At 58.2% G+C, this 20,314-nt stretch carries 14 protein-coding genes; 11 read left to right on the top strand and 3 right to left on the bottom strand.

What is annotated here, in order from left to right; all coding sequences use genetic code 11:
• The first annotated feature begins 186 nt into the window (after positions 1 to 186).
• From OPC11_RS16905 to OPC11_RS16880, 6 genes are all read left to right on the top strand, one after another.
• Positions 187 to 1,713 carry an aldehyde dehydrogenase family protein gene (locus OPC11_RS16905; protein WP_264782692.1) on the top strand — a complete coding sequence of 509 codons (1,527 nt, stop codon included), beginning with the start codon at positions 187 to 189 and terminating at the stop codon, positions 1,711 to 1,713.
• A gap of 165 nt (positions 1,714 to 1,878) precedes the next feature.
• Complete coding sequence (locus tag OPC11_RS16900; protein ID WP_007981314.1) at positions 1,879 to 3,234, top strand: aspartate aminotransferase family protein; 1,356 nt, start codon at positions 1,879 to 1,881, stop codon at positions 3,232 to 3,234.
• On the top strand, positions 3,234 to 4,532 hold the full coding sequence (gene gdhB / locus OPC11_RS16895) for a glutamate dehydrogenase GdhB (protein ID WP_264782691.1): 1,299 nt from the start codon (positions 3,234 to 3,236) through the stop codon (positions 4,530 to 4,532). The genes OPC11_RS16900 and gdhB overlap by 1 nt, the downstream gene beginning before the upstream one ends.
• A 345-nt stretch (positions 4,533 to 4,877) precedes the next feature.
• Positions 4,878 to 5,660: a serine protease gene (locus tag OPC11_RS16890; protein ID WP_306421028.1), complete on the top strand. Its 783-nt coding sequence runs from the start codon at positions 4,878 to 4,880 to the stop codon at positions 5,658 to 5,660.
• Between the two features lie 228 nt (positions 5,661 to 5,888).
• On the top strand, positions 5,889 to 7,022 hold the full coding sequence (locus OPC11_RS16885) for an acyltransferase (RefSeq protein ID WP_264782690.1): 1,134 nt from the start codon (positions 5,889 to 5,891) through the stop codon (positions 7,020 to 7,022).
• A gap of 263 nt (positions 7,023 to 7,285) precedes the next feature.
• Positions 7,286 to 7,516, top strand: a complete 231-nt coding sequence (locus tag OPC11_RS16880; RefSeq protein ID WP_007981321.1) for a hypothetical protein — start codon at positions 7,286 to 7,288, stop codon at positions 7,514 to 7,516.
• A gap of 826 nt (positions 7,517 to 8,342) precedes the next feature.
• Here the strand turns inward: OPC11_RS16880 and OPC11_RS16875 are convergent.
• Positions 8,343 to 9,938, bottom strand: a complete 1,596-nt coding sequence (locus OPC11_RS16875) for a hypothetical protein (RefSeq protein WP_264782689.1) — start codon at positions 9,936 to 9,938, stop codon at positions 8,343 to 8,345.
• A gap of 843 nt (positions 9,939 to 10,781) precedes the next feature.
• On the bottom strand, positions 10,782 to 11,966 hold the full coding sequence (locus OPC11_RS16870) for an aryl-sulfate sulfotransferase (RefSeq protein WP_264782688.1): 1,185 nt from the start codon (positions 11,964 to 11,966) through the stop codon (positions 10,782 to 10,784).
• Positions 11,967 to 12,484: 518 nt separating this feature from the next.
• Here OPC11_RS16870 and epsC point away from each other — a divergent pair.
• From epsC to OPC11_RS16850, 4 genes are all read left to right on the top strand, one after another.
• Entirely contained in the window at positions 12,485 to 13,366 is an 882-nt protein-coding gene (gene epsC, locus OPC11_RS16865; RefSeq protein ID WP_264782687.1) for a serine O-acetyltransferase EpsC, read from the top strand.
• A 625-nt stretch (positions 13,367 to 13,991) separates the two neighbouring features.
• The gene (locus tag OPC11_RS16860; RefSeq protein WP_007981335.1) at positions 13,992 to 15,590 is read left to right on the top strand and encodes an MFS transporter; all 1,599 of its coding nucleotides are present in this window, start codon (positions 13,992 to 13,994) and stop codon (positions 15,588 to 15,590) included.
• A gap of 335 nt (positions 15,591 to 15,925) precedes the next feature.
• On the top strand, positions 15,926 to 16,996 hold the full coding sequence (locus tag OPC11_RS16855) for a 2,3-butanediol dehydrogenase (RefSeq protein WP_026178019.1): 1,071 nt from the start codon (positions 15,926 to 15,928) through the stop codon (positions 16,994 to 16,996).
• Positions 16,997 to 17,317: 321 nt separating this feature from the next.
• The gene (locus tag OPC11_RS16850) at positions 17,318 to 18,229 is read left to right on the top strand and encodes a M48 family metalloprotease (protein ID WP_264782686.1); all 912 of its coding nucleotides are present in this window, start codon (positions 17,318 to 17,320) and stop codon (positions 18,227 to 18,229) included.
• A gap of 15 nt (positions 18,230 to 18,244) precedes the next feature.
• On the opposite strand, the gene OPC11_RS16845 is transcribed toward OPC11_RS16850, so the two are convergent.
• Positions 18,245 to 18,613: a hypothetical protein gene (locus OPC11_RS16845; protein WP_264782685.1), complete on the bottom strand. Its 369-nt coding sequence runs from the start codon at positions 18,611 to 18,613 to the stop codon at positions 18,245 to 18,247.
• 282 nt (positions 18,614 to 18,895) lie between these two features.
• Between OPC11_RS16845 and OPC11_RS16840 the strand changes: the two genes are divergently transcribed.
• Positions 18,896 to 20,080, top strand: coding sequence for a sigma-E factor regulatory protein RseB domain-containing protein (locus OPC11_RS16840; RefSeq protein ID WP_264782684.1), 1,185 nt, complete (start codon positions 18,896 to 18,898; stop codon positions 20,078 to 20,080).
• Positions 20,081 to 20,314 lie beyond the last annotated feature (234 nt).

The raw sequence follows: 20,314 nt of genomic DNA, 5'->3' as shown, positions 1-20,314 counted from the left end.
GATGAGGGCGCGATAATCGGGTCGTCGATTGCCCGTCCCGAACCACGCCACCACCCACTGATTCATCTCTGAGCTAACAAGCGCATCCTAAATTAGAATCATCACAATATATCCACTTCCATTTTGTTATCTAGTTAGTTTTATTAGCGCCCGATTCGAGGTGCATGACGAACGAGCACAGTAACCATGGAACTAGAACACTACACCGGCTCGGTTCAGGAGAACCATCAGCAAGCGAGCGAGGAGGCACAGTCATTCGGGACGTTCGAAGCGTGGATCGGTGGGTCGTCTCACCCAGCGGAAAGCGGCGAGACGTTCGAGACGCGAGACCCCGTCGTAGACGAACCCATTCTCTCGGTACCTCGCTGCGACGAGGTTGACGTGGACGCGGCCGTCGAGGCCGCACAGGACGCCTTCGAGAACGAGTGGGGCAATGCGACGCCCGCGGAGCGGTCGGAAGCCCTCCTCGAATGGGTCTCCGTCCTCCGCGACAACATCGAAGAACTCGCGCTTCTCGAGAGCCTCGACGTGGGCAAGCCGCTGTCGTACGCCAAGGGCGAGGTCAACAAGGGCATCGACTTCATCGAGTACTACGCGAACATCTGCCGCGCCGAGGGCGGCAAGGAGATTGCGGCGGCGAACGACGCGCACATCTACACCCGTCGTGAGCCCTACGGCGTCGTCGGCTGCGTCACGCCGTGGAACTACCCCCTCGTCCTCACCTCGTGGAAGATCGGCCCGGCGCTCGCCGCTGGCAACGCCGTCGTCCTGAAACCCGCCGAGCAGAGTCCGCTCACGGCGCTCCGAATCGCCGAACTCTCCGAGGGCGTCCTGCCCGATGGCGTTTTCAACGTCGTCCCCGGCTTCGGCCAAGAGGCGGGCGCGCCCCTCACGGGTCACTCCGACGTGCAGAAGGTTTCGTTCACCGGCGAGGACGTGACCGGCGAGGAAGTGATGAAGTCGGCCGCCTCGAACATCACGCCCGTCACGCTGGAACTCGGTGGCAAATCGCCGTTCGTCGTCTTTCCCGACGCGGATATCGAACAGGCCGCCGAGACCGTCGCCGGGAGCATCACGTACAACACCGGCCAGTCGTGCGACGCCTGTTCACGCGCGCTCGTCCACGAGGACGTTCGTGACGAGTTCGTCGAGAAGTTGGTCGAGGAGATGGAGTCTCACACAATCGGCGACACGCTCGCCGAGGGGACCACCTTCGGCCCGCTCGTCTCCGAAGCGCAGTACGAGAAGGTGACCTCGTACCTCGAACTCGGCGTCGAAGAAGGTGCCACCCTCGCGACCGGCAGAAACGCCGTCGAAGCCGAGGGCACCGACGACGGGTGGTTCGTCGAACCCGCAGTCTTCGTGGACGCCGACAACGACATGCGAATCGCGCAAGAGGAGATATTCGGCCCGGTCGAGACGGTCATCACCTTCAGCGACTACGACGAGGCCATCGAACTCGCTAACGACGTGGAGTTCGGCCTCGCCGCGGGCGTGGCAACGGAGAACGGTTCGCTCGCCCACCGCGCGGCCGCCGACATCGACGCGGGAAGCGTCTGGGTCAACAAGTTCTACGGACGCACCGTCACCGGTAGCCCGTTCGGCGGGTTCAAACGCTCCGGCATGGGCCGCGAGTGCTCCCGCGATACGCTCAACGCCTACACCCAAGAGAAGACGGTCCACGTCCCCATCGACCAGGACCCGACACTCTGAATTCACCGTCGATTCTGGCCTCCTACCTATTCCGTTCACACCGATCCCGTGACGCGAGTCTGTCTGGTACTGGTTTAGATTACTCCGGTGTGTTTTGGAACCTCTACAAAATTCGGATTTCTTAGTAAGACTTATTTTATTATGGGGTGCAGTCAATCGTGATAGATGGCACATCAGAACCACATCTTCTACAAGTGGGGAGGGGGAATCGAGCCCGACCTACCGAGGATAGACCACGCCACAGACGAGTTTCTCGTGACCGAAGACGGCGAGCAACTCATCGACGCCGCGTCGGGCGCTGCCGTGACTAATCTCGGCCACTCGGTTCCGGGCATCGACCAGATATTCGAGTCACAGTCGTCGAACGTCTCGTATCTCAGTCTGTCTCACTTCTCCCACGACGCACCCGAGGAACTCGCGCGCACGCTCGCAACGCGTTCTCCCGGTGATCTCTCCAAAGTGTTTTATACGAACTCGGGGAGCGAGGCAAACGAGGCGGCGTTCAAGCTCGCACGCGAGTACTTTCGTTCGCGTGGGAAGACCGAGAAGTCCGTCGTGATCTCCCGTTGGCAGTCGTATCACGGCGCAACGTTCGGTGCACTGTCCGCGACCGGGAACACGCTTCGACGGCGGGGCTACGAATCGTTCCTGGCCGATTGGGAGCACATTTCGCCGGCGTATCCGTACCGGTGGTCGTTCGAGGGAACGCCCGAGGAGCAGGCCCGCGCCGCCGCGCGTGAACTCGAAACGACGATTCGCCAACGCGGTCCCGAGACGGTCGCAGCCTTCATCGCCGAACCGGTCGGCGGCGCCAGCATCCCCGCGACCGCACCGCACCCCGCTTACTACGAGGAAGTCCGCGACATCTGTGACGAGTACGACGTGCTCTTTATCGCGGACGAGGTGATGACCGGATTCGGCCGAACCGGACCGCTGTTCGCCATGGAACACTACGGCGTCGTTCCCGACATGATGACGCTCGGAAAGGGTCTCACGAGCGGCTACACGCCGATGAGTGCCGTGCTCGTTCGTGACCACGTGGCCGAGGAGTTCACCCACGACGGTGCCTCGTTCGCCCACGGCCACACGTTCGCCGGAAATCCGCTGTCCGCGGCCGTGGCGAACTTCGTCGTGGACCGGTACACGGACGACGTGCTCGAACAGGGTCGCGCTCGCGGCCGCCAACTCGTCTCCGAACTCGACGCGCTCCGAGACCACCCGATGGTCGGCGATTTCCGCGCGATGGGGCCGATGGTCGGACTGGAGTTCGTCGCCGATAGGGCGACGAAAGAGCCCTTCGACCCCTCCTCGAAGGTCTACAAGCGGGTCTACGACGCCGCACTCGACCGCGGCGTCTATACGTACCCCGGAAAGGGGTCGGTCGATGGGTTGGCGGGCGACCACCTGATGCTCGCTCCGCCGCTGACACTCAGTGAGGCCTCGGCCTCTCGAATCGCCGACGCCGTCATCGATTCGGTTGAAACGGTCTACCGCCGCATCAAGCCGGAGGTGACCACCTGATGGCGCAGAGCGAGGAGAACGCGGTCGCGGCCGAGGAGTCGAACGCGGAACCCGAATCCGAGACGGCGCTCGAAACGGCCCGGCGGCAACTGGAGCGCGCCGCGGGACTCGTGGACGTGAACCCGGGTATCATCGAACGGTTGAAACATCCGACGAAGGTCCAACGGGTGGCGGTCCCGCTGAAGCGCGACGACGGCACCGTTACAGTCTACACCGGCTACCGCTCCCAGCACGACGACGTTCGCGGGCCGTACAAGGGCGGCCTTCGCTACCACCCGAACGTCACCGAAGACGAGTGCGTCGGTCTTTCGATGTGGATGACGTGGAAGTGCGCCGTGATGGACCTCCCCTTCGGCGGCGGGAAGGGCGGCATCGTCGTGGACCCGAAGGACCTCTCGCTCGGCGAGAAAGAACGGCTCACCCGTCGGTTCGCCGAAGAGGTGCGCGATTTCGTCGGCCCGGAGAAGGACATCCCCGCACCGGACATGGGGACCGACGCGCAGACGATGGCGTGGTTCATGGACGCCTACTCGATGCAGGAAGGAGAAACCCAACCCGGCGTCGTCACCGGCAAGCCGCCCGTTCTCGGCGGAAGTTACGGTCGCGCGGCCGCACCCGGCCGGTCGGTTGCTATCATCGCTCGTGAGGTCATCGACCACTACGAGATGGACATCGAAGAGACGACCGTCGCGGTCCAAGGATTCGGTTCCGTCGGTGCGAACGCCGCCCGTATCCTCGACGATTACGGCGCGACCATCGTCGCCGTCTCGGACGTGAACGGTGGCATATACGACCCCGATGGCCTCGATACCCACGCCGTACCGACCCACGAGGAACAGCCAGAAGGCGTTATGAAGTACGATTCGCCCGCGGAGATTTCGAACGAGGACCTCCTCGAACTCGACGTGGACGTTCTCATTCCCGCCGCCATCGGCGACGTCATCACCGCGGAGAACGCGGAAGACGTCCGAGCCGACATCGTGATCGAGGGTGCCAACGGGCCGACAACGTTCGCAGCCGCGGAAATCCTCGAATCGAATGATGTCGCCGTCGTTCCCGACATCCTCGCCAACGCGGGCGGTGTGACCGTCTCGTACTTCGAGTGGCTCCAGAACATCAACCGTCGGTCGTGGTCGCTCAAACGCGTGAACGACGAACTGGAGACGGCGATGCTCCGCGCGTGGGACGACGTGTCCGATGCCAAAGCGGAATTCGACGTGACGTGGCGCGATGCCGCCTACGTGGTCGCCCTCTCTCGAATCGCCGAGGCCAAAGAATCCCGCGGACTGTGGCCCTGAGTCAGCACCGCCGCGTCAAACAAAACTGTCGAAGGGCCGTCTCAGTCCTTCCAGCACGACGAACACGGTTGGTTGCTCGAACAATACCGGTCGTCGGGATGAGCGTACTCACGACGAGAACGAGCGAACCGCCGACAGGGAGTACGACGCTCTCGAAGATATGCGATAAAAAATTTCGTATGCAGTTCATCCGATGGACGAAGCGGCCCTCCGGTCACGAAAAGCACTCACAGCCACAACCCTTTGGGATGAATCCGTCTAGTTCTAGCGGATGAGAATGCGCTCGAAACGAGCCAAAAGACATCCGGGGGGGCTGAATTCATCCGTTACGGCCGATGCTGTACGATGGAGTTCGGGCGGATGACGCCCTCCTATTCACGAAGAGGGATTCTTCGCGTGACTGGTCTCGCTTCCGTCTCCCCTTTCGTCGGCGGCTTCGGAAGTTGTCGGCGCGCCGAATCGTTCACGTCCGAGTATCGGACCACTGCTGTCGGTGATTCCGAGCCGTTTTCCGAGGAAATCCGCGACCGAGCCCGTACGCTCGGAGAAACGGTACAACGGTCGGTTGTCCGACTATCGACCGATTCCGGGGGTGGGACCGGGTGGGTCGTCGATAGTGGATACATCCTTACGAATTCTCATATCGTTCGAGAAGCGACGTCGGTAGCGTTCGAAACGTTCGATAACCGAACGGGAACGGCTACTCGCGTCGGATTTCACCGGGACCTCTTTCCGGACATCGCCTTGCTCAAGACGGACCTCGAAACCCCGCCTCCGCTTTCACTGGCGACGAATGCACACCCCTCTCGGAACGATGTCGTGCTCGCGGTCGGACATCCAAAAATGGTGGGTGACTGGGTGACATCCTTGGGCCGGTACGACCGCTACAACCCACATTCGGATTGGATAGAAGCGACGATTCCGACCGGAGATGGTAACAGCGGCTCGCCGCTGTTGCTGATGGACGGGGGCGTCATCGGCTGTGTCAATGGAACGACTCGGGAGACACACACGATAGCGCGTAAAAATCGACCGAAAACCGTGTACACCACGTATCCGAGACGACTCACGGTCGCCACTGCAATACCAGCGGATACCATCGCGAAATGGGTGTCGAGGTGGCGATGAAATAGACCGATAGCTCACACTTCTGTTTTCAAGCGGAGGTCACGCGATGGACATGGTGCGCCAATCCGCGAATCCCGACGTTATGCATCGCTTCTATTTCCAACACAACGGTGAGACGGGCGAAGAAATAATTTGTGAGCACGGCGCTGATTGATTTCTGCGTTCCCGTCATAATCGGAGGCGTTTTAAATAGGAGGGAGTGACTTCTCAATGGATATTTGAGATACGATGAGTGATCGAATTCACAGCATAGATACGCTGCGAGCAATCGCTATATTCTTCATTGTCATCGCACACGTTCAACCGTTCCGGGGCTTCGGAACGGGCGGGAATTACGTCTACTTCGTACTGGACACTATCGGCCAGTTCGACGTTCCGTTCTTTTTCGTAACGTCCGGATACTTCCTCGCGGAGACGGTGAATGTCAACAACGTCAAATCTACCGTGAGTGGCTCCGTCCAGAAACTCGGGTCGATCTATCTGTTCGGGAGACTCCTCTCTATAACGGCAGTGATCGGTCTCGCGTTATTCCAAGGCGTTCCCGTAGCGAATGCTCTCATCGCTCACGGCCTCGGTGACATCTCCACCATCGACCTACTGTACTATGGAAACGCACTCGCCGTTCCGCTGTGGTTTCTGACGGCATTGATCTTCTCCCTCGGTTTCGTCGCTTGCTTCGTCAAGTTCCGAAAAACCCGTTATCTGTTGCCCATCGCTGCGCTCGTTCACATCGTTGGCCTCGTCGGAACGAATTATCAAATGATCGCGAACGTACCGTTCCGAACGCGGGACGCCCTCTTCTTCGGCTTCTTCTACGTCGCTCTCGGATACCACATCAACTCGTCCGACTGGACGCCGAACGAGAACCGTCGCCACATCTATCTCGGAGCGGTCGGCCTTCTCGCGGGAGTCCAACTCGTCGAGCAGTACGCTATCGGCTACATCATTCGCAATAACGTTCTTCGCCAAGAGATATACTTGACGGAGTACACCATCTCGACGATATTCTTCGTTCTCGCTCTCTTCGCATACGTGCTCTCGAACCCACAGTTGGGAAAGAATACGATTCTCCCGAAAGTGGGGCGACACGCCCTCGGGATATATCTGCTCCACGTCCCATTGATTCGTCTCTTCCGGACGATGAACAGAGTTTGGCATCCGATTATCGGGGTCGACCTCACGTCGACGATTCTCTGGCAACTGGCGATAACGCCGGTGGTATACGTTCTTTCGCTGGCGGTCTATCTCTTCTTGGCGAAGGTGCACATCATAGAACTCGGGGGAAGCCATACCCCGTGGTTAAACCGTTTCCGGTCACGTGGCCGGATTCTGGTGCGCGATAAGCATCCAGATGACAACTGATGCCGTGTCGACCATGCCGATTGGCTTGAGGGGAGTGAACGAGGGATATTGACTTGGCCGAGTTGCAGACGAATCCAAATACACAGCTGATACCGTGTTAAATGCCAGCCATTCCGAATGGAGTTTTTCATCGCCGCGATCGATTCAACGAACGAGGCCCATTCGATGCTGAGAATCACAACACTCAGTTACACCTTATATAAAGTCTGTCATATTAGATACGTGCCAAAGGATTTGTAGTAGTTCCATTCTATACCCGTTCTATGACGGACTCACACGGTGAACTGCTACAGCAGGTGAACGAGATGCAGGCAGCATCCGGTATCGACCCCGACACGCGAAAAGTAATCGGAATTCTCAGCGAAACAATTAACACGCTTGGCACGGAGATCGAGGAACTTCAACAGCGCGTCGCGGAGTTGGAGGAAGGTATCGAGAAAAACGGACGTAGCCTGGATGACGAACAAAAGCAGGCGTGGTATTCGGAGCGATAACCTCCTGCATTCCATCACCGTTCCAGTTCATCACTCCGTATCATCCAGTTCTGATCGAGTGATTGGTATCTCCGTGGAAAGCGAAGTCGAAAAGCGGGCAGAAAAAGGGTCAGAAATCATCCGACCAAGCCGAAAACAGCGTCAAAATCCGAGGGAAGACACCGTGTTTGATGGCAACTTCTCCGTTAGGAATGACATTGTATGCTAACTGAGGTGAAAATTAGTACGCCAGATGGAATACTTCTACTGTGACCGACCACTCGTCGTTTCATTGCAAAATCAACCCCCCGATGGTCGAGCGGAATCTTCATCTGATGGCAAATACGGTTCTACTGGTACGCGGTAACCGAGAATCGACGAGAGTCATAGACGGCACAGTGAACGACGGTTGAAGCGTGACGGCGTTAGCTCCCGCAGTCCTCCCGCCATGAAAATATACACGCACTAATTAGTGATTCCTTCCGAACGCAAGTGTTCGACAGCAACTGTAGTCGGGAGGAGGATGGATATCGGAGGGTGTTCTTCCATAGATGGGTGTCAGACCACGCATGAATTGATTTACGGCAGCATCTCGGAATCGAAGCCGAAACTGTTTAAATCAGTATTCATCGGTGACATTTTCCCGGCGGGAAACGGCGGAGCTTCCCACAACAGTAGGATTCTGGCAATACTGTCGGTTTCAGTCCGAATACGCCGAAAGCGTCATCTGTGCGGGTTTCGCACTCGTCTCCCGGTGGACTGTGCAGTGTCGCTTACGCGATTTCCGCCCGGCCTCAAGGCCGGGATTCCCTCGCTGATTAAAGTGGGGGGAGTAGAGTAGGGAAAGTTACGTCCGCGCTGTGACACGACTCACCCGGTAAATCATCACGCCCCGGTTTTCGAATACGAGCGTGTACTCCGGCGACCGCACGAGCGACCGGCGCATTCGAATCGACTGGACGTGGTCGTCTCGTCGTATCGTATATTCTCCTTTTGGAACATACACGTACTCCGGCTGTCGGTCCGCGTTCTGAAACGACTGTGTGAGACAACCAGCGCTCTTGCAAGCCGATGTCGAGTCGTATAACCTCTTTTGACGCTCGAACTGGGGATTTCCTTTCCACTCGACACCCCACGGACTCATGAGGCTCGTACGGTGTGTCAGGAACGGAAATAGTTCTGCAGCATCACCGAGTACGACGAACCGTGACGAGGGGAGGGTGTGACGTTTTACCCACCCCATGGCGCGTTCGTCGTGTCGGTCCATGTACGATGCGGGAAGGAGTGTTTCTATTCGATTCTCGGTGGCACTATCGGTCGTCATCAGGACACCGCCAGCGACTATCGAACTGCCGATCAGTGCGAGCAGAAGTAGTGAAATGTATCGTTCCCGGAGTTCACCTCCCAGCTGCCTCTTGGCGATCGGCAGACAAACTTCGCAGATGAATACTGCCGCCGCCATCGCCCCCGCGACGTACAGCAGTCGATCCTGCGTAAGGAGATATCCCGTCAGTAGCATCCAAGTCGGTACGAACAATTTCCGCTGTCGGACGAGGGCCAAACTCCCGGCGACCGAGAGGGCATAGAAGAGCCATTGAGACTGTGATAACAACGGTTTGACGAACGAGTCGAAAAGACGAGCGATTCCGCCGCCGAGTCCGTCGTGTGTCCCGGCTGCAGCGGTGAAAATCGATATCCCGTGCATCGAAACGACGTGCCACCACCACGGAGCCGCTAGTATGATTCCCCCAATTGCGACCGATGCACCGAGTCCTATCCCGCTCCACGATCGGTCGAAAAAGCCGACCATGAGGAGGTAGCTAAGACCAAAGAACGCTGTGTACACGGGGTGAGTGAGAATCGTAAGGGTGAACAATACGATCGACGGAAAAAGCCATCGTCGATCCTTCGCTTTGAACGTTCGTATGCCAGTGTAAAGGCCAGTGAGAACGAAGAGAAACGCCGCCGCGCGGACGATGCCGCCCGCCGCGAGGTGCCATTTGAGGACGACCGGTGTTATAGCCAGTACGACGGTGGCACTTCCTGCTTGCGCCGGTGATTCGAGGAGTTCTTTCGCGAGGTAATAATAGGGAATCAGATACACGACCGTGAAGAGTCCCGGGAGATATCGCGTGAGTGATATCGGATCGAGACCGAGCGCATCGTGAAGAACCGCGATCACGTAAAACATCAGCGGTGGATACGCGAACGGAACTCCTCCTGCAGTGTAGTGTGGAATCGTTTCCGGTAGCCGATACCCGTGCATGCTAATCTGTTCTGCGATTGCGAGATACAATCCCGCACCGTGTGCCGGATATGGATAGATGGCAAGATATGTCAGATACACCAGCGTGCCGACGGTAACAGCGACAGAAAGCCAGACACCGTCACGTTCCACCCACCCAGTGCTGAAGGACGCACGGACGCGGCCCTTGAGAGACATTCGTCTGGTCGATTGCAACGACCGGTATTGGGTCTACTGGTATCGCGGCCTATCCGTGGAGACATCGTCTCACTGTTTCTTTTCATCGCTTTCGGGGAGAGCGGAGGATATGGCTCCGTGGGGTGTGGTGGGTCCAAGGAATAGGTACAATAGCCACCTTAATCAGCTATTTTCGGCTCATCTCTTCGCTGTTGTCGATCTCTCATTCAGAAGGAAAATAGTACGCACTGGTGCACTTTTTTCCCCCGACTATTTACAACCCAGACGTGGTTGTCCCACCGACGGTATCGTTTTCTCATCGCACGAAGGACAACAGTCCGCGAAAATCCTCCTCGTATCTACTCGTCATCGCGAGAACGACTTAAACAGGGCGGCGATTACCATCGGAGTAGTCAACGAATGGAATCGCCACGATTTATCGACCTGACGGGAACGATTGAACCGCGTCACGATGGATGTTGGTGTTTTATTTTCTCGGCGATTTGTCCAGGAACCGGCGTCCCGCAGTCTTTGCACTTCCACGTCGGATAGACCTCACCCCGTTCCTTCACGAGATCCTGCTTGTACTCGAGGGTCGCACCGCACGTACACCGGTATGACGCGGATGACATACTTGGTAGGTCGTGACGCTATCGGATAAACTACAGGCGATGGGACCGCCCATTACGGGAGTACAGTATTGGAGTTGAGAGAGAATACGGGAAATGAGAGAGAATGGGACTTCTCGGGGAAATCAGCAGTAGTTTCTCTGTTGCCGTCACATCGAGACCCCATTCACTCATTCACTCACTCATTCACTCACTCATTCACTCACTCATTCACTCACTCACTCACTCACTTCGCTTACGTCCACCCTCTCCAATGAACCACCTCGACAGCACCCCACAGTACGACGATGAGCACCGCAAGGACGAGGAGATTGAATTCTAGCGGACCGATCCACGTCGGAAGAACCCACTGGGCGGTAGTGTAGACGTACGTGTACGTGGCATCGATTCTGGCCACTAGGCCATTCCTATCCTGCCCGACTGCTTTCGTATCGACGGCATCGCTTCCCTCGAGTTCGGCTATCGGTGGTCCCGACGGTTCGTCCCCGTACACCGGCCGTTCGACGTCGTACGGTTCGAAGGGAATCTTCACTTTCCAGACGACGTCTCCGCCCGGAGTCACTTCGAGAGCGCGATTGTTGTTACTGTCGACGATGAGCGTGTTTCCGTTCGGAAGTCGGTCTGCGTCCCGCGGCCAATCCAATCCCGTTCCGTAGGACCAGGTCTGTTTCCATCCGCTCTCCGTCTTTTCGTACTCGACGACGCGGTTGTTCTCGCTATCCGCGACGAGAACTGTGACCGGGTCCTGCGAGAGGAGAACCGGGTTGTGCTGTTCGTTGAGGATGTCGTAGTTATCCTCCTCTCCCAGCGTCCAGCGAACGCGTTTCGATTCCCGGTCGATAAGCATAACACGGTCGAAATTCCGCGGACTGACGAGAAACGCGGACCCGTTGTCGACCGCATCGATGTCGTTCAAGTGAGTGTATCCACCGGGACCGCCCCCCGCACTCTTGGGGAAGTGCTTGCGGAACCGATACTCCCACACGACCTCGTCCTCGGAGCGGTCGTACACGAACACGCGGTTTTCCTTGCTCAGGTCGGCGATGGCGTACCGATCCCCCCCGAGGTAGTCGATGTCGTGCGTTCCGGGTGGAATCTCGAACTTCTTGAGTACCGTTCCCGTCCGCCAGTTCATCTCGATGGCGTAAAACGTCACGTCGAACGAAAACGCGGACTTGTTCATACTCCCATCACGTGCGACGAAGAGAACCCGACTCTCTCCGAGCGGATCCACGTCCATATATCGGTCGTACTTGCTGTGTATCCAGACCGGTTCGTTCGTCGCCGTGTCGAACGCTACCAATCTCGCCTGTCCCGTCGGAAACTCCTTTCCCTGTGCGGAAACGAACGTGACGTCCTCGACCGGGATATCGTTTGCTCGTTGATTTGCGTCCTTCGAGACCGTCAAATCCTCGTGCATCAATCCGCTCGTCGCGACAGGTGCTAGAAGTATCAGCACGACGATAAAGATCGACACTCGAAATTTCTGGGTTGGCATCCACCACCAATAACGGGCTCATTAGGTATTAATCAACTTACAGTATCCAACCGACAGAGACGGTCGTTCGCGACCACTTCCGTTCTCACACTTGCCAAAAAAAGAACCATTACAGAAATTCACGAAGCGATGTGGGACGTGTGAAATGGATATCAGAGCCGATATTCCCCTTCACATAGCTGTCGTACGCTCCCATCGATGTGAATATCTTGATGGTCTTCATTTGGAGCACTGATTCGATAACTCGTTTCGATTTTCGGCGTCCGTGTTCTGCAGAAATTCGGAGATGACGGCAGGAACGATTTGCCACGACGCGCCGGACAGCTCTGTCGACCAACTGTGCATTCTCTCTTCCTCGCCATCGATGGTGAGTTTCCCGGATGGACCGCAATTCCGTTATCCCATAGCTTCTTCCCAACTAGCTCCTTACAAAAAGAGTGATGGAGTACCGCTACACCGGCAACGCTCACCACAGCTTAGTCGCCGCCTACGAGGCCGACGAGCCTCCCTTTCCGGTCCACGAGCCACGGGCCGCCCCCGAGACCTCGCACGCGAGCACTGAACTCGACCTCCTTCATCGCCTCCTCTTCCCGAGTTGCTGGAACGCCTACGCGGACCACACCGACCCCGATGACGTTCGAGAAACCCTCACTGAACTCGGCGAGCAACTCACGCGAGGTTGCCAACTGTACGCTCCCAGCGATCACCCTCGGGACTGTATCAGCGCCGTCATCGACCAACTTCCCGCCATCAGAGAGCGCCTCAAACACGACGTCGAAGCCGCGTATAAAGGCGACCCTGCTGCGAAGTCCTACATCGAGGTAATCCGGGCGTATCCGGGATTCCACGCCATCGTCGCGCAGCGTGTCGCTCACGAACTGTACAAGGAGAGCAGGCAGGAGTACGCACGCGAACTCACCGAAGCCGCGAAAAGCGACACGGGCATCGATATCCATCCCGGGGCCGAGATCGGAGATTACTTCTTCATCGACCACGGCACCGGCGTCGTCATCGGTGAGACCGCCACTATCGGCGACTGGTGCCGACTCTACCAGAACGTCACCCTCGGTGCCCTCCACTTCGAAGAGGAGGAGGACACCGACCACGCACTCAAGAAAGGGTACAAGCGCCACCCCGACATCGGCGACCACGTCGTCATCGGTGCCGGGTCGAACGTCCTCGGCGCCATCACCGTCGGCGATCACGTCAGTATCGGCGCAAATTCCTGGATTACCGAGGATATTCCTTCGAACACCACGGTGTACGTCTCCGACCATCCCGACCAAGAACGCAAATCGAACGGCCACGAGACCGAAGACTAACCAATCCCGCTTCACCGTCGTGGGGGGCACCGCGTAATCGGTACCGTGCTCACGGTAGTCGCGCCGGATAACGTGTCTGCATCAATGACAGACGGCAGTGTGCGATACCAGAAAGAGAGAGAGACGCGCTATCGGCATGTAGAGGAAACGACCGACGACGATATTCTCTTGGCGACCGGGGAGTCAGCGTTTCCAGCGGTGACGACTCAGTGGCTCACAGGTCCGCGAGCAGAACGGGAAACCGTTATCCGGTCGCCGCGATATCTGCCACGTATGGGACTCCTCCAAGACGTGCTGTGCATCTCGGGCATCAGACACGACTACGGCGACGCGCACGGTGGAATGAAACGCTGTCGGAACTGCGGGAACGTCGAAGAGACCGAGTAGTCCGCGGAACGGGCAGGCGACCACGCACGCGAGGCCGTTCTGACGAACCGAACTGACACCCCTCCGCCCCGAAGGGCCGGGTAGTATCTCCGACTCTCGGTGATACTCAGGTCTATGCTATTTGGGGATCACGGTGGTATTTCGCTGTATGCCTCCAGATGGGTCTGCTTCCAACGGAAGTTCTCGTCTCTCGACTGACGTACAGACGAGAGTACGATACTGGGGGCCAGCAATTGCCGTGAGTCTGACGACGTTCATCGTGGTCATCAATGCATCCCTGATGAACGTGGCGATTCCCACGATGGTGGACGAGTTCGATACCACGGTGACCGCGATTCAAGGGGCGGTCGCGCTCTACTCGCTGGTGATAGCGGCGCTGATTCTCCCGGCGGGTACGCTGCCGTCTCGGCATAGTAGTCGTCGTGTAATGACAATCGCACTGCTCGTCTACGCCGGTGGGACGATTGTGGCGTCGATTAGCTGGAATACGACGGTCCTCTACATCGGCTGGTCGTTCATCGAGGGGTCCGCGGCCGCCGTGTTGTTTCCCCTGACGTTCACCGTATTGACGGTCAGTTACGAAGACAACGACCGGGCGAAGGCATTCGGTCTGTTGGCTGGCGTGAACGGGGTCGGGTCGACTCTCGGGCCGATTATCGGTGGTGCACTAACCACGTACGCCAGTTGGCGGTGGGGGTTTACGCTCCAACTCATCGGTGTGGGAGTTATTCTCTTCTTCGTTCGGTACGTGAATCCGAACCCACTGTCAGAAACAGGCGAATCGTTGGACAAAGGCGGGACTGCTCTGTCCATCGTCGGTGCAACGTCGCTCGTCACCGGATTCCTTCTCAGTGGGAAGTACGGGTGGCTACTCGTGAGGCGACCGTTTTTCGTCGGCGACGTGCAGCTCAACCCGTTCGGCACGTCGCCGACGATCTGGTTCCTCGGGGTCGGACTGCTCGCGTTCGCCGCGTTCGTTCAGTACGAACGCCGGATGGAACGCGCCGACCGGGAACCGCTCGTTCCGCTGAACGTACTGACGAACCGCTCTTTTTTGTCCGGTGTCATCACGTACAACATTCGCTCGATAATCTCGGCTGGCTTCATGTTTATTGTCCCGGTCTATCTCCAGGCCGTGCTCGGATACACCGCCTTCGAAACCGGGGTCGCGTTGTTACCGTACTCTCTCGCGTCGGTTCTTTTTTCGGCGTTTACTCCCGGTTGGCGGAAGTACATCTCGCCAAAGACGCTCATTCAGGTCGGCATCGTCTGTATCGGCGTTGGACTGGTGCTGTTGTACGAGCAGACGGGGCCCGATCAGACGATCAGCACGATGGTTATCCCGGTGGCGCTGTATGGTGCCGGTGTCGGACTCATACTGGCACAGATCACCAATATGACGATGTCGGCTGTCCCGACCGCGGACTCCGCGGAGGCGTCCGGCGTCCTGAATGTGAGCAGTTCCATAGGATTTTCCCTGGGGACGGCAGTCGTCGGCTCGTTTTTTCTCGGACAGTTCTACGGCAGCGTCGTCGACGGCGTGCTGCGCGTACGGAACGTGACGGTCTCGATGAAGCAGCGGTACGAGTTGATAATCGCGCTCGAAGATGCAGCAGAGACGGCGACCGAAGCCACGCAACGGCAGTTCCTGGCCCAACTCACCCCGTCACAACGTCGATTGGTCAAAGGTATCTTCGAGGCCGCGATGTTCGACGCGCAACGGGCGGCGCTGCTTCTCCTCGTACTGTTCGTGCTCCTCCTGCTTATCGTATCGACGTTCTTGCCACGACGGATTCCGGAAGCCGATGAACGAACCGGCCAGCCCGAATCAGAGTAGTTTGCTAGATGGTTTGGAGGAGAACTATGTCTGTACCATCAGTGGTTACGTTGGTATTCTCCGCCGTGGCTACCCGGTGAGAGGCGGATACGCTCGAAACCGACCTTCTATCCGCGCACCGACGGCTTGTGAGGGCGCGAAGATGGAACCGTTGAACGAAGGAAGTCGGGGCCGCGAGTGTGCATCTGATAGCGCCAGCTGAAATAGTCACAATAGTCACAATAGTTTCAATAGGTAATATGGGGTGGTTATTACCGACCGGTCATCCGTCCCGTGCTGACTTCTCGTGAAACCACCACAATTGCTATCATGGATCGTGGTGAAGCTGTTCTGTTATGCAAGCTGCACGGTGGCATGGACAACATGACATTCGCGTCGAAGAGACGGAGGAAACGAGTGTCGGAGCAACGGATGTGCGCGTAGCGGTCGATACGTGTGGCATCTGTGGCTCCGATTTACACGAGTACGCGGCGGGACCCATATTCATCCCTGAAGGGGAGCCGCATGCGGTTTCGGGTGAAAAGGCGCCCATTACGATGGGACACGAATTCAGCGGTGTCGTCAGCGAAATCGGAGCGGACGTGGAAGATCTCAGTGAAGGTGATGCGGTGGCGATCAATCCCATTCTCTACTGTGGCGAGTGTCGCCAATGTCGACAGGGAACGTATCACCTCTGTGATTCTGGTGGCTTCATCGGTCTGTCCGGTGGCGGCGGTGGGTTCGCCGAAAACGTCGTCGTGAGCGCGGAGCAAGCAGTCCCCCTTGGAGAGGATGTTCCGCTCGAACACGGTGCGCTCGTCGAACCGTTGAGTGTCGGGCTCCACGCCGTTCGTCGTTCCGGTATTAGCGCTGGCGACACTGTCGCGGTCTTCGGCAGCGGTCCTATCGGCCTATCGGTGATTCAGTGTGCACGGGCGGCCGGTGCCAGACGCATCTTCGTCTCGGAACCTCGGGCGGCCCGCCGCGACCGAGCGGCAGACTCCGGAGCCGACCATCTCATCGACCCGACTGAGGTGGATGCCGTCGGCGAAATACTCTCATCGACTGACGGTGGCGTCGATGCAGCATTCGAAGTCGCTGGCATCGAAGCGACGTTCAACGCCGCGCTCGAAAGCACCCGACCGGGTGGAACCGTTACCGTTGTGAGCATCTGGGAAGAGACGGTGAATATGCCTCCGAATACGGTCGTCCTCGGCGAACGAACGCTCACCGGAACGCTCGCATATCTGGGGGGACCACGCTCGAACGAAGAATACGGGATGGTTATTGATATGCTCGCGGACGGGACACTCGACCCCGATCCGCTCGTTACCGACCGCATCGAACTCGATGATATCGTCGACGAGGGGTTCGAATCCCTCCTCGACGAAAGTAGCGACCAAGTGAAAATCTTCGTCAAACCGTGATTTTTCACCGCGGCTCATTTGACATCTCTATCTGACGAGCTCTCGACGACGCGGCTGCGGCAAACGCGGGCGGTCGTGGTTCACGGCGGAGCAACCCCACGACGGTATCCCGAACACGTTCACGAGAAAGTACGACGAAATCGTGGAGAAAGCCGAGGTCTTCTATTATGTTTTCGAGGTGAAACGGATACTCGATATCGACGCGTGTCTCGCCGATATTCCGGCGAAAGCCGCCGTCTGGACACAGACGAGCGATTAGGACGTCGGTCACCCCCTCGATAATCGATTCTATTATTATTCCTCCTGTGAGTGTGAAGTTATATGACGATTTCGCTGATCGTTCGTGCGTGGGGAATCACGCTCGGGCTATTGGCCGCCACGCTCCTCGCGATTGCAGCTGTCGTTCGGACAGGTGCCCCCCTCCCTGTCGTTGGCCTCGGACTGTTCGTGTTCGGTATCATCGCCTTTCTGTCGTACCGCTCCGGTGGTCGCTACGAGTTCGAACACGAACACGCCAGACCGTTCGACCCCAACGAGTTACCAGACGTTCAGCGGGCGGTACTCGAAGTCTGCGAAACTGCGGGTCGTCCCGTTCCTCGAATCGTCCTCATGGAGATGGACGCGCCGGGTGCCGTCGTCGGCTACGACGACGGTGAACCCGTCGTCGCGTTCGACCCGCTCCTCCCGCAAATCGTCGGGCGAGTAGGCGTGAGTGCGTTGTTCGCACACGAACTCGGTCATCTGGGAACGGATATCCACACGGACGCGATCCGTGCGTACACTCCCCAGATACTCGGTTTCAGCGCGTTCTGGCTCGTCCTTCTTGCAGGACGCGGCCCGTTCGTAGCCGCCATCGGGTCACTGTTGTTCAGCGCCCTCGCGTTCATCGAAGAGCGACCAATCCGCCTCGTTCGGTATGCACTCGGGTTGGGTGTCGAACCACTCGCGCTCGCGCTGAGTCGGTATGCGAATCGAATGGAAGAGTACCGCGCGGACGCCTACGCCGCCCACGTCGTGGACCCCGAAACGCTCGCCGATGCGCTCTATCGAGTCGCAGCTATCGCAACTGGCGAGAACATCGAGGATATCGCGGGTCCGATTCCGTGGAACACGGATCGTTCACTTCTCTTTTCCTTGTTCGCAACCCATCCATCGATAGAAAACCGCGTGGCTCGACTCGGCTGTGATATCCCCACGTGGGCCAGTCCGTATCGACCGCGTCAGATCGCATAACAACACTGTCGGGTATCACTCGGTGTAGTACCGCTGCGGTTCGACGAGAGCAGTAAAATCGAAATCGGCTTCGAGTATCCGCATTCGACCCGTAGTATCGACGGTTCGTCGATCATCGCTCGTGTATTCGAGCAGTCCGTGGTCCACGAGTTTCGGCAATTGGGCGTGTGATAGCGATGTATACACCGGTTTCATCGACTCCCCATCGACCTCCGACACCGGGACATCTGCTTCCCACGCGGTAGTCTGGCGCGCGAGTTCGGTGAGCGTCACCGGGTGATTCTGCTGTCGGAGATACGCTAAGACGAACTGGCGACGAGGGTTCCGAAGTACGTCGAAGACGGTATCTGGCGAGAGCGTCTGTTGGTCGTTCGGTGTTTTCATTACTGCACAGGCATATGATACGAAGTGGAGTAAAACCTTCTCCAATTCTCACGTGCTGAAAACACATTTATTACCATTCCACCGAAAAGAAACATATTGTGGCACGTCCAACTCGATTCGGTCGAAACCGTGAGCGACTGTTTTCCGCTGCGCCACCCCTCGCTAGTGGCTTCCTCGTTTTGCACGGTCGGCGGGAACCGTCGGTGCTCGCCGATCATCCGGAAGTAATTCGCCGCCAGTTATTCGACACGCAATTAAACCCTCGCTCAGCGTGGTAGTAGTATGAGCCGCACGCGACTCCGATTCAACCGACGCACATTCGTCGCGCTCTTGCTCCTCGGCGTCGTGCTCTCCGCGGTCCTCTGGGCCGCGGGAGGTACGATAGACGACGCGAACCCTTCGGTCGACGCCAACGTGACCGAGCGCTACCACTCCATCGACGCGTTCACAGGCACGCGGGCGGTCACGATGCGGACTAACGGCACCGTCACGTCTCGAAACGTCGCCACCGTCACGCTCGTCCCGGGTACCGACCGAAAACGAGTCCGCTTCCAAAACGCATCGGATCGACGGTACGAACTGCAGGTCTCGAACGGTTCGACGCTTTGGCTCCACGATATCGACCAGAACGTCGTGACTACCGTCGAGTTGACGGGACCACCGACCGATTCTCAAACGGCCGTTCGACTCCAACGGCTCGTCGCAGCCGCGGGGCTGACCGACGACGCGGGGCGACCCAAATCCATCGGCGTGTCGCCGTTACCCGCCTTGCCGCGACACGCCGGTACCACCCCCCAGATGGACGGAAACCGTAGTTACGCCGTCGAGTTCGTCAAGACCGAGGCCGTCGGCGGGCGAGACGCGTACGTGCTCGACATCACTCCCGCGGACAACCGGAGCGAGGACAGCTACCGACAGCGGTTGTGGGTAGACACCGAGCGATTCTACCCGTTGCGCAAGGAGACGGCGTGGAACGTCAACGATACCCGTCAGTCGGTGACGACGACGTACACGAACGTGACGTTCGACCCGCAGGTGTCGGCGGACACGTTCCGTTCCGAGATAGACGACAACACGACGGTACGGCGGCCGGATACTCCGAACACGGAGTGGTACCGGAGCCGCGCCGACTTAGAGGCGCAGAGTTCGATTGCGGTGCCGGACCCGACCGTGCCGCCCGCGTTCGAACTGGTCTACGCGACGCAAACGACCGGCCGCATCGAGGGGGTCGGACTCCGGTACGCCGCTGACGGACGCGAACTTACGGTTGCGAAGTTCAACTACACCCTCGACATCGAGGAGGACGAACACGACGTGACGATCGACGGACAGCCGGCGACTATCGACCACGGAACGACCAATTCGCTCTCGTGGAACTGCAACGGCTACGGCTACACTGTCCGGGGAACCGGTGTCAAAATCGACCTCATCGTCGAAGTCGGCCGTTCGGTGGGCTGTCACGCCTGAAATCGCGCGAATTTCCGGGTCAGAAACTCGCCCTACTTTTATATTATCTAACGGCACCTTCATCGAAATGCGATGGGTGCCAACGAATTGATAGCGTGCAGCCACACCGGAAGTACGGTGATGTGCCCTCTGACAGCACGAGGCTACCCATCGCGGTCACCGTTGACGTACCAGCCCCTCCAGAGTAACGCCGTATCGCTGCAACACCCCCGTCATACTCCCGGAATCGGTCGC

Source organism: Haladaptatus sp. T7 (assembly GCF_026008575.1).
Classification (GTDB): Archaea; Halobacteriota; Halobacteria; order Halobacteriales; family Haladaptataceae; genus Haladaptatus; species Haladaptatus paucihalophilus.
This window is presented reverse-complemented; position numbering and strand designations above follow the sequence as displayed.

Excerpts from the sequence above, each read along its gene's own strand:
- OPC11_RS16905 (WP_264782692.1), top strand. The coding sequence starts at position 187 with ATGGAACTAGAACACTACACCGGCTCGGTTCAGGAGAACCATCAGCAA.
- OPC11_RS16900 (WP_007981314.1), top strand. The coding sequence starts at position 1,879 with ATGGCACATCAGAACCACATCTTCTACAAGTGGGGAGGGGGAATCGAG.
- gdhB (WP_264782691.1), top strand. The coding sequence starts at position 3,234 with ATGGCGCAGAGCGAGGAGAACGCGGTCGCGGCCGAGGAGTCGAACGCG.
- OPC11_RS16890 (WP_306421028.1), top strand. The coding sequence starts at position 4,878 with ATGGAGTTCGGGCGGATGACGCCCTCCTATTCACGAAGAGGGATTCTT.
- OPC11_RS16885 (WP_264782690.1), top strand. The coding sequence starts at position 5,889 with ATGAGTGATCGAATTCACAGCATAGATACGCTGCGAGCAATCGCTATA.
- OPC11_RS16880 (WP_007981321.1), top strand. The coding sequence starts at position 7,286 with ATGACGGACTCACACGGTGAACTGCTACAGCAGGTGAACGAGATGCAG.
- OPC11_RS16875 (WP_264782689.1), bottom strand. The coding sequence starts at position 9,938 with ATGTCTCTCAAGGGCCGCGTCCGTGCGTCCTTCAGCACTGGGTGGGTG.
- OPC11_RS16870 (WP_264782688.1), bottom strand. The coding sequence starts at position 11,966 with ATGCACGAGGATTTGACGGTCTCGAAGGACGCAAATCAACGAGCAAAC.
- epsC (WP_264782687.1), top strand. The coding sequence starts at position 12,485 with ATGGAGTACCGCTACACCGGCAACGCTCACCACAGCTTAGTCGCCGCC.
- OPC11_RS16855 (WP_026178019.1), top strand. The coding sequence starts at position 15,926 with ATGCAAGCTGCACGGTGGCATGGACAACATGACATTCGCGTCGAAGAG.
- OPC11_RS16850 (WP_264782686.1), top strand. The coding sequence starts at position 17,318 with ATGACGATTTCGCTGATCGTTCGTGCGTGGGGAATCACGCTCGGGCTA.
- OPC11_RS16845 (WP_264782685.1), bottom strand. The coding sequence starts at position 18,613 with ATGAAAACACCGAACGACCAACAGACGCTCTCGCCAGATACCGTCTTC.
- OPC11_RS16840 (WP_264782684.1), top strand. The coding sequence starts at position 18,896 with ATGAGCCGCACGCGACTCCGATTCAACCGACGCACATTCGTCGCGCTC.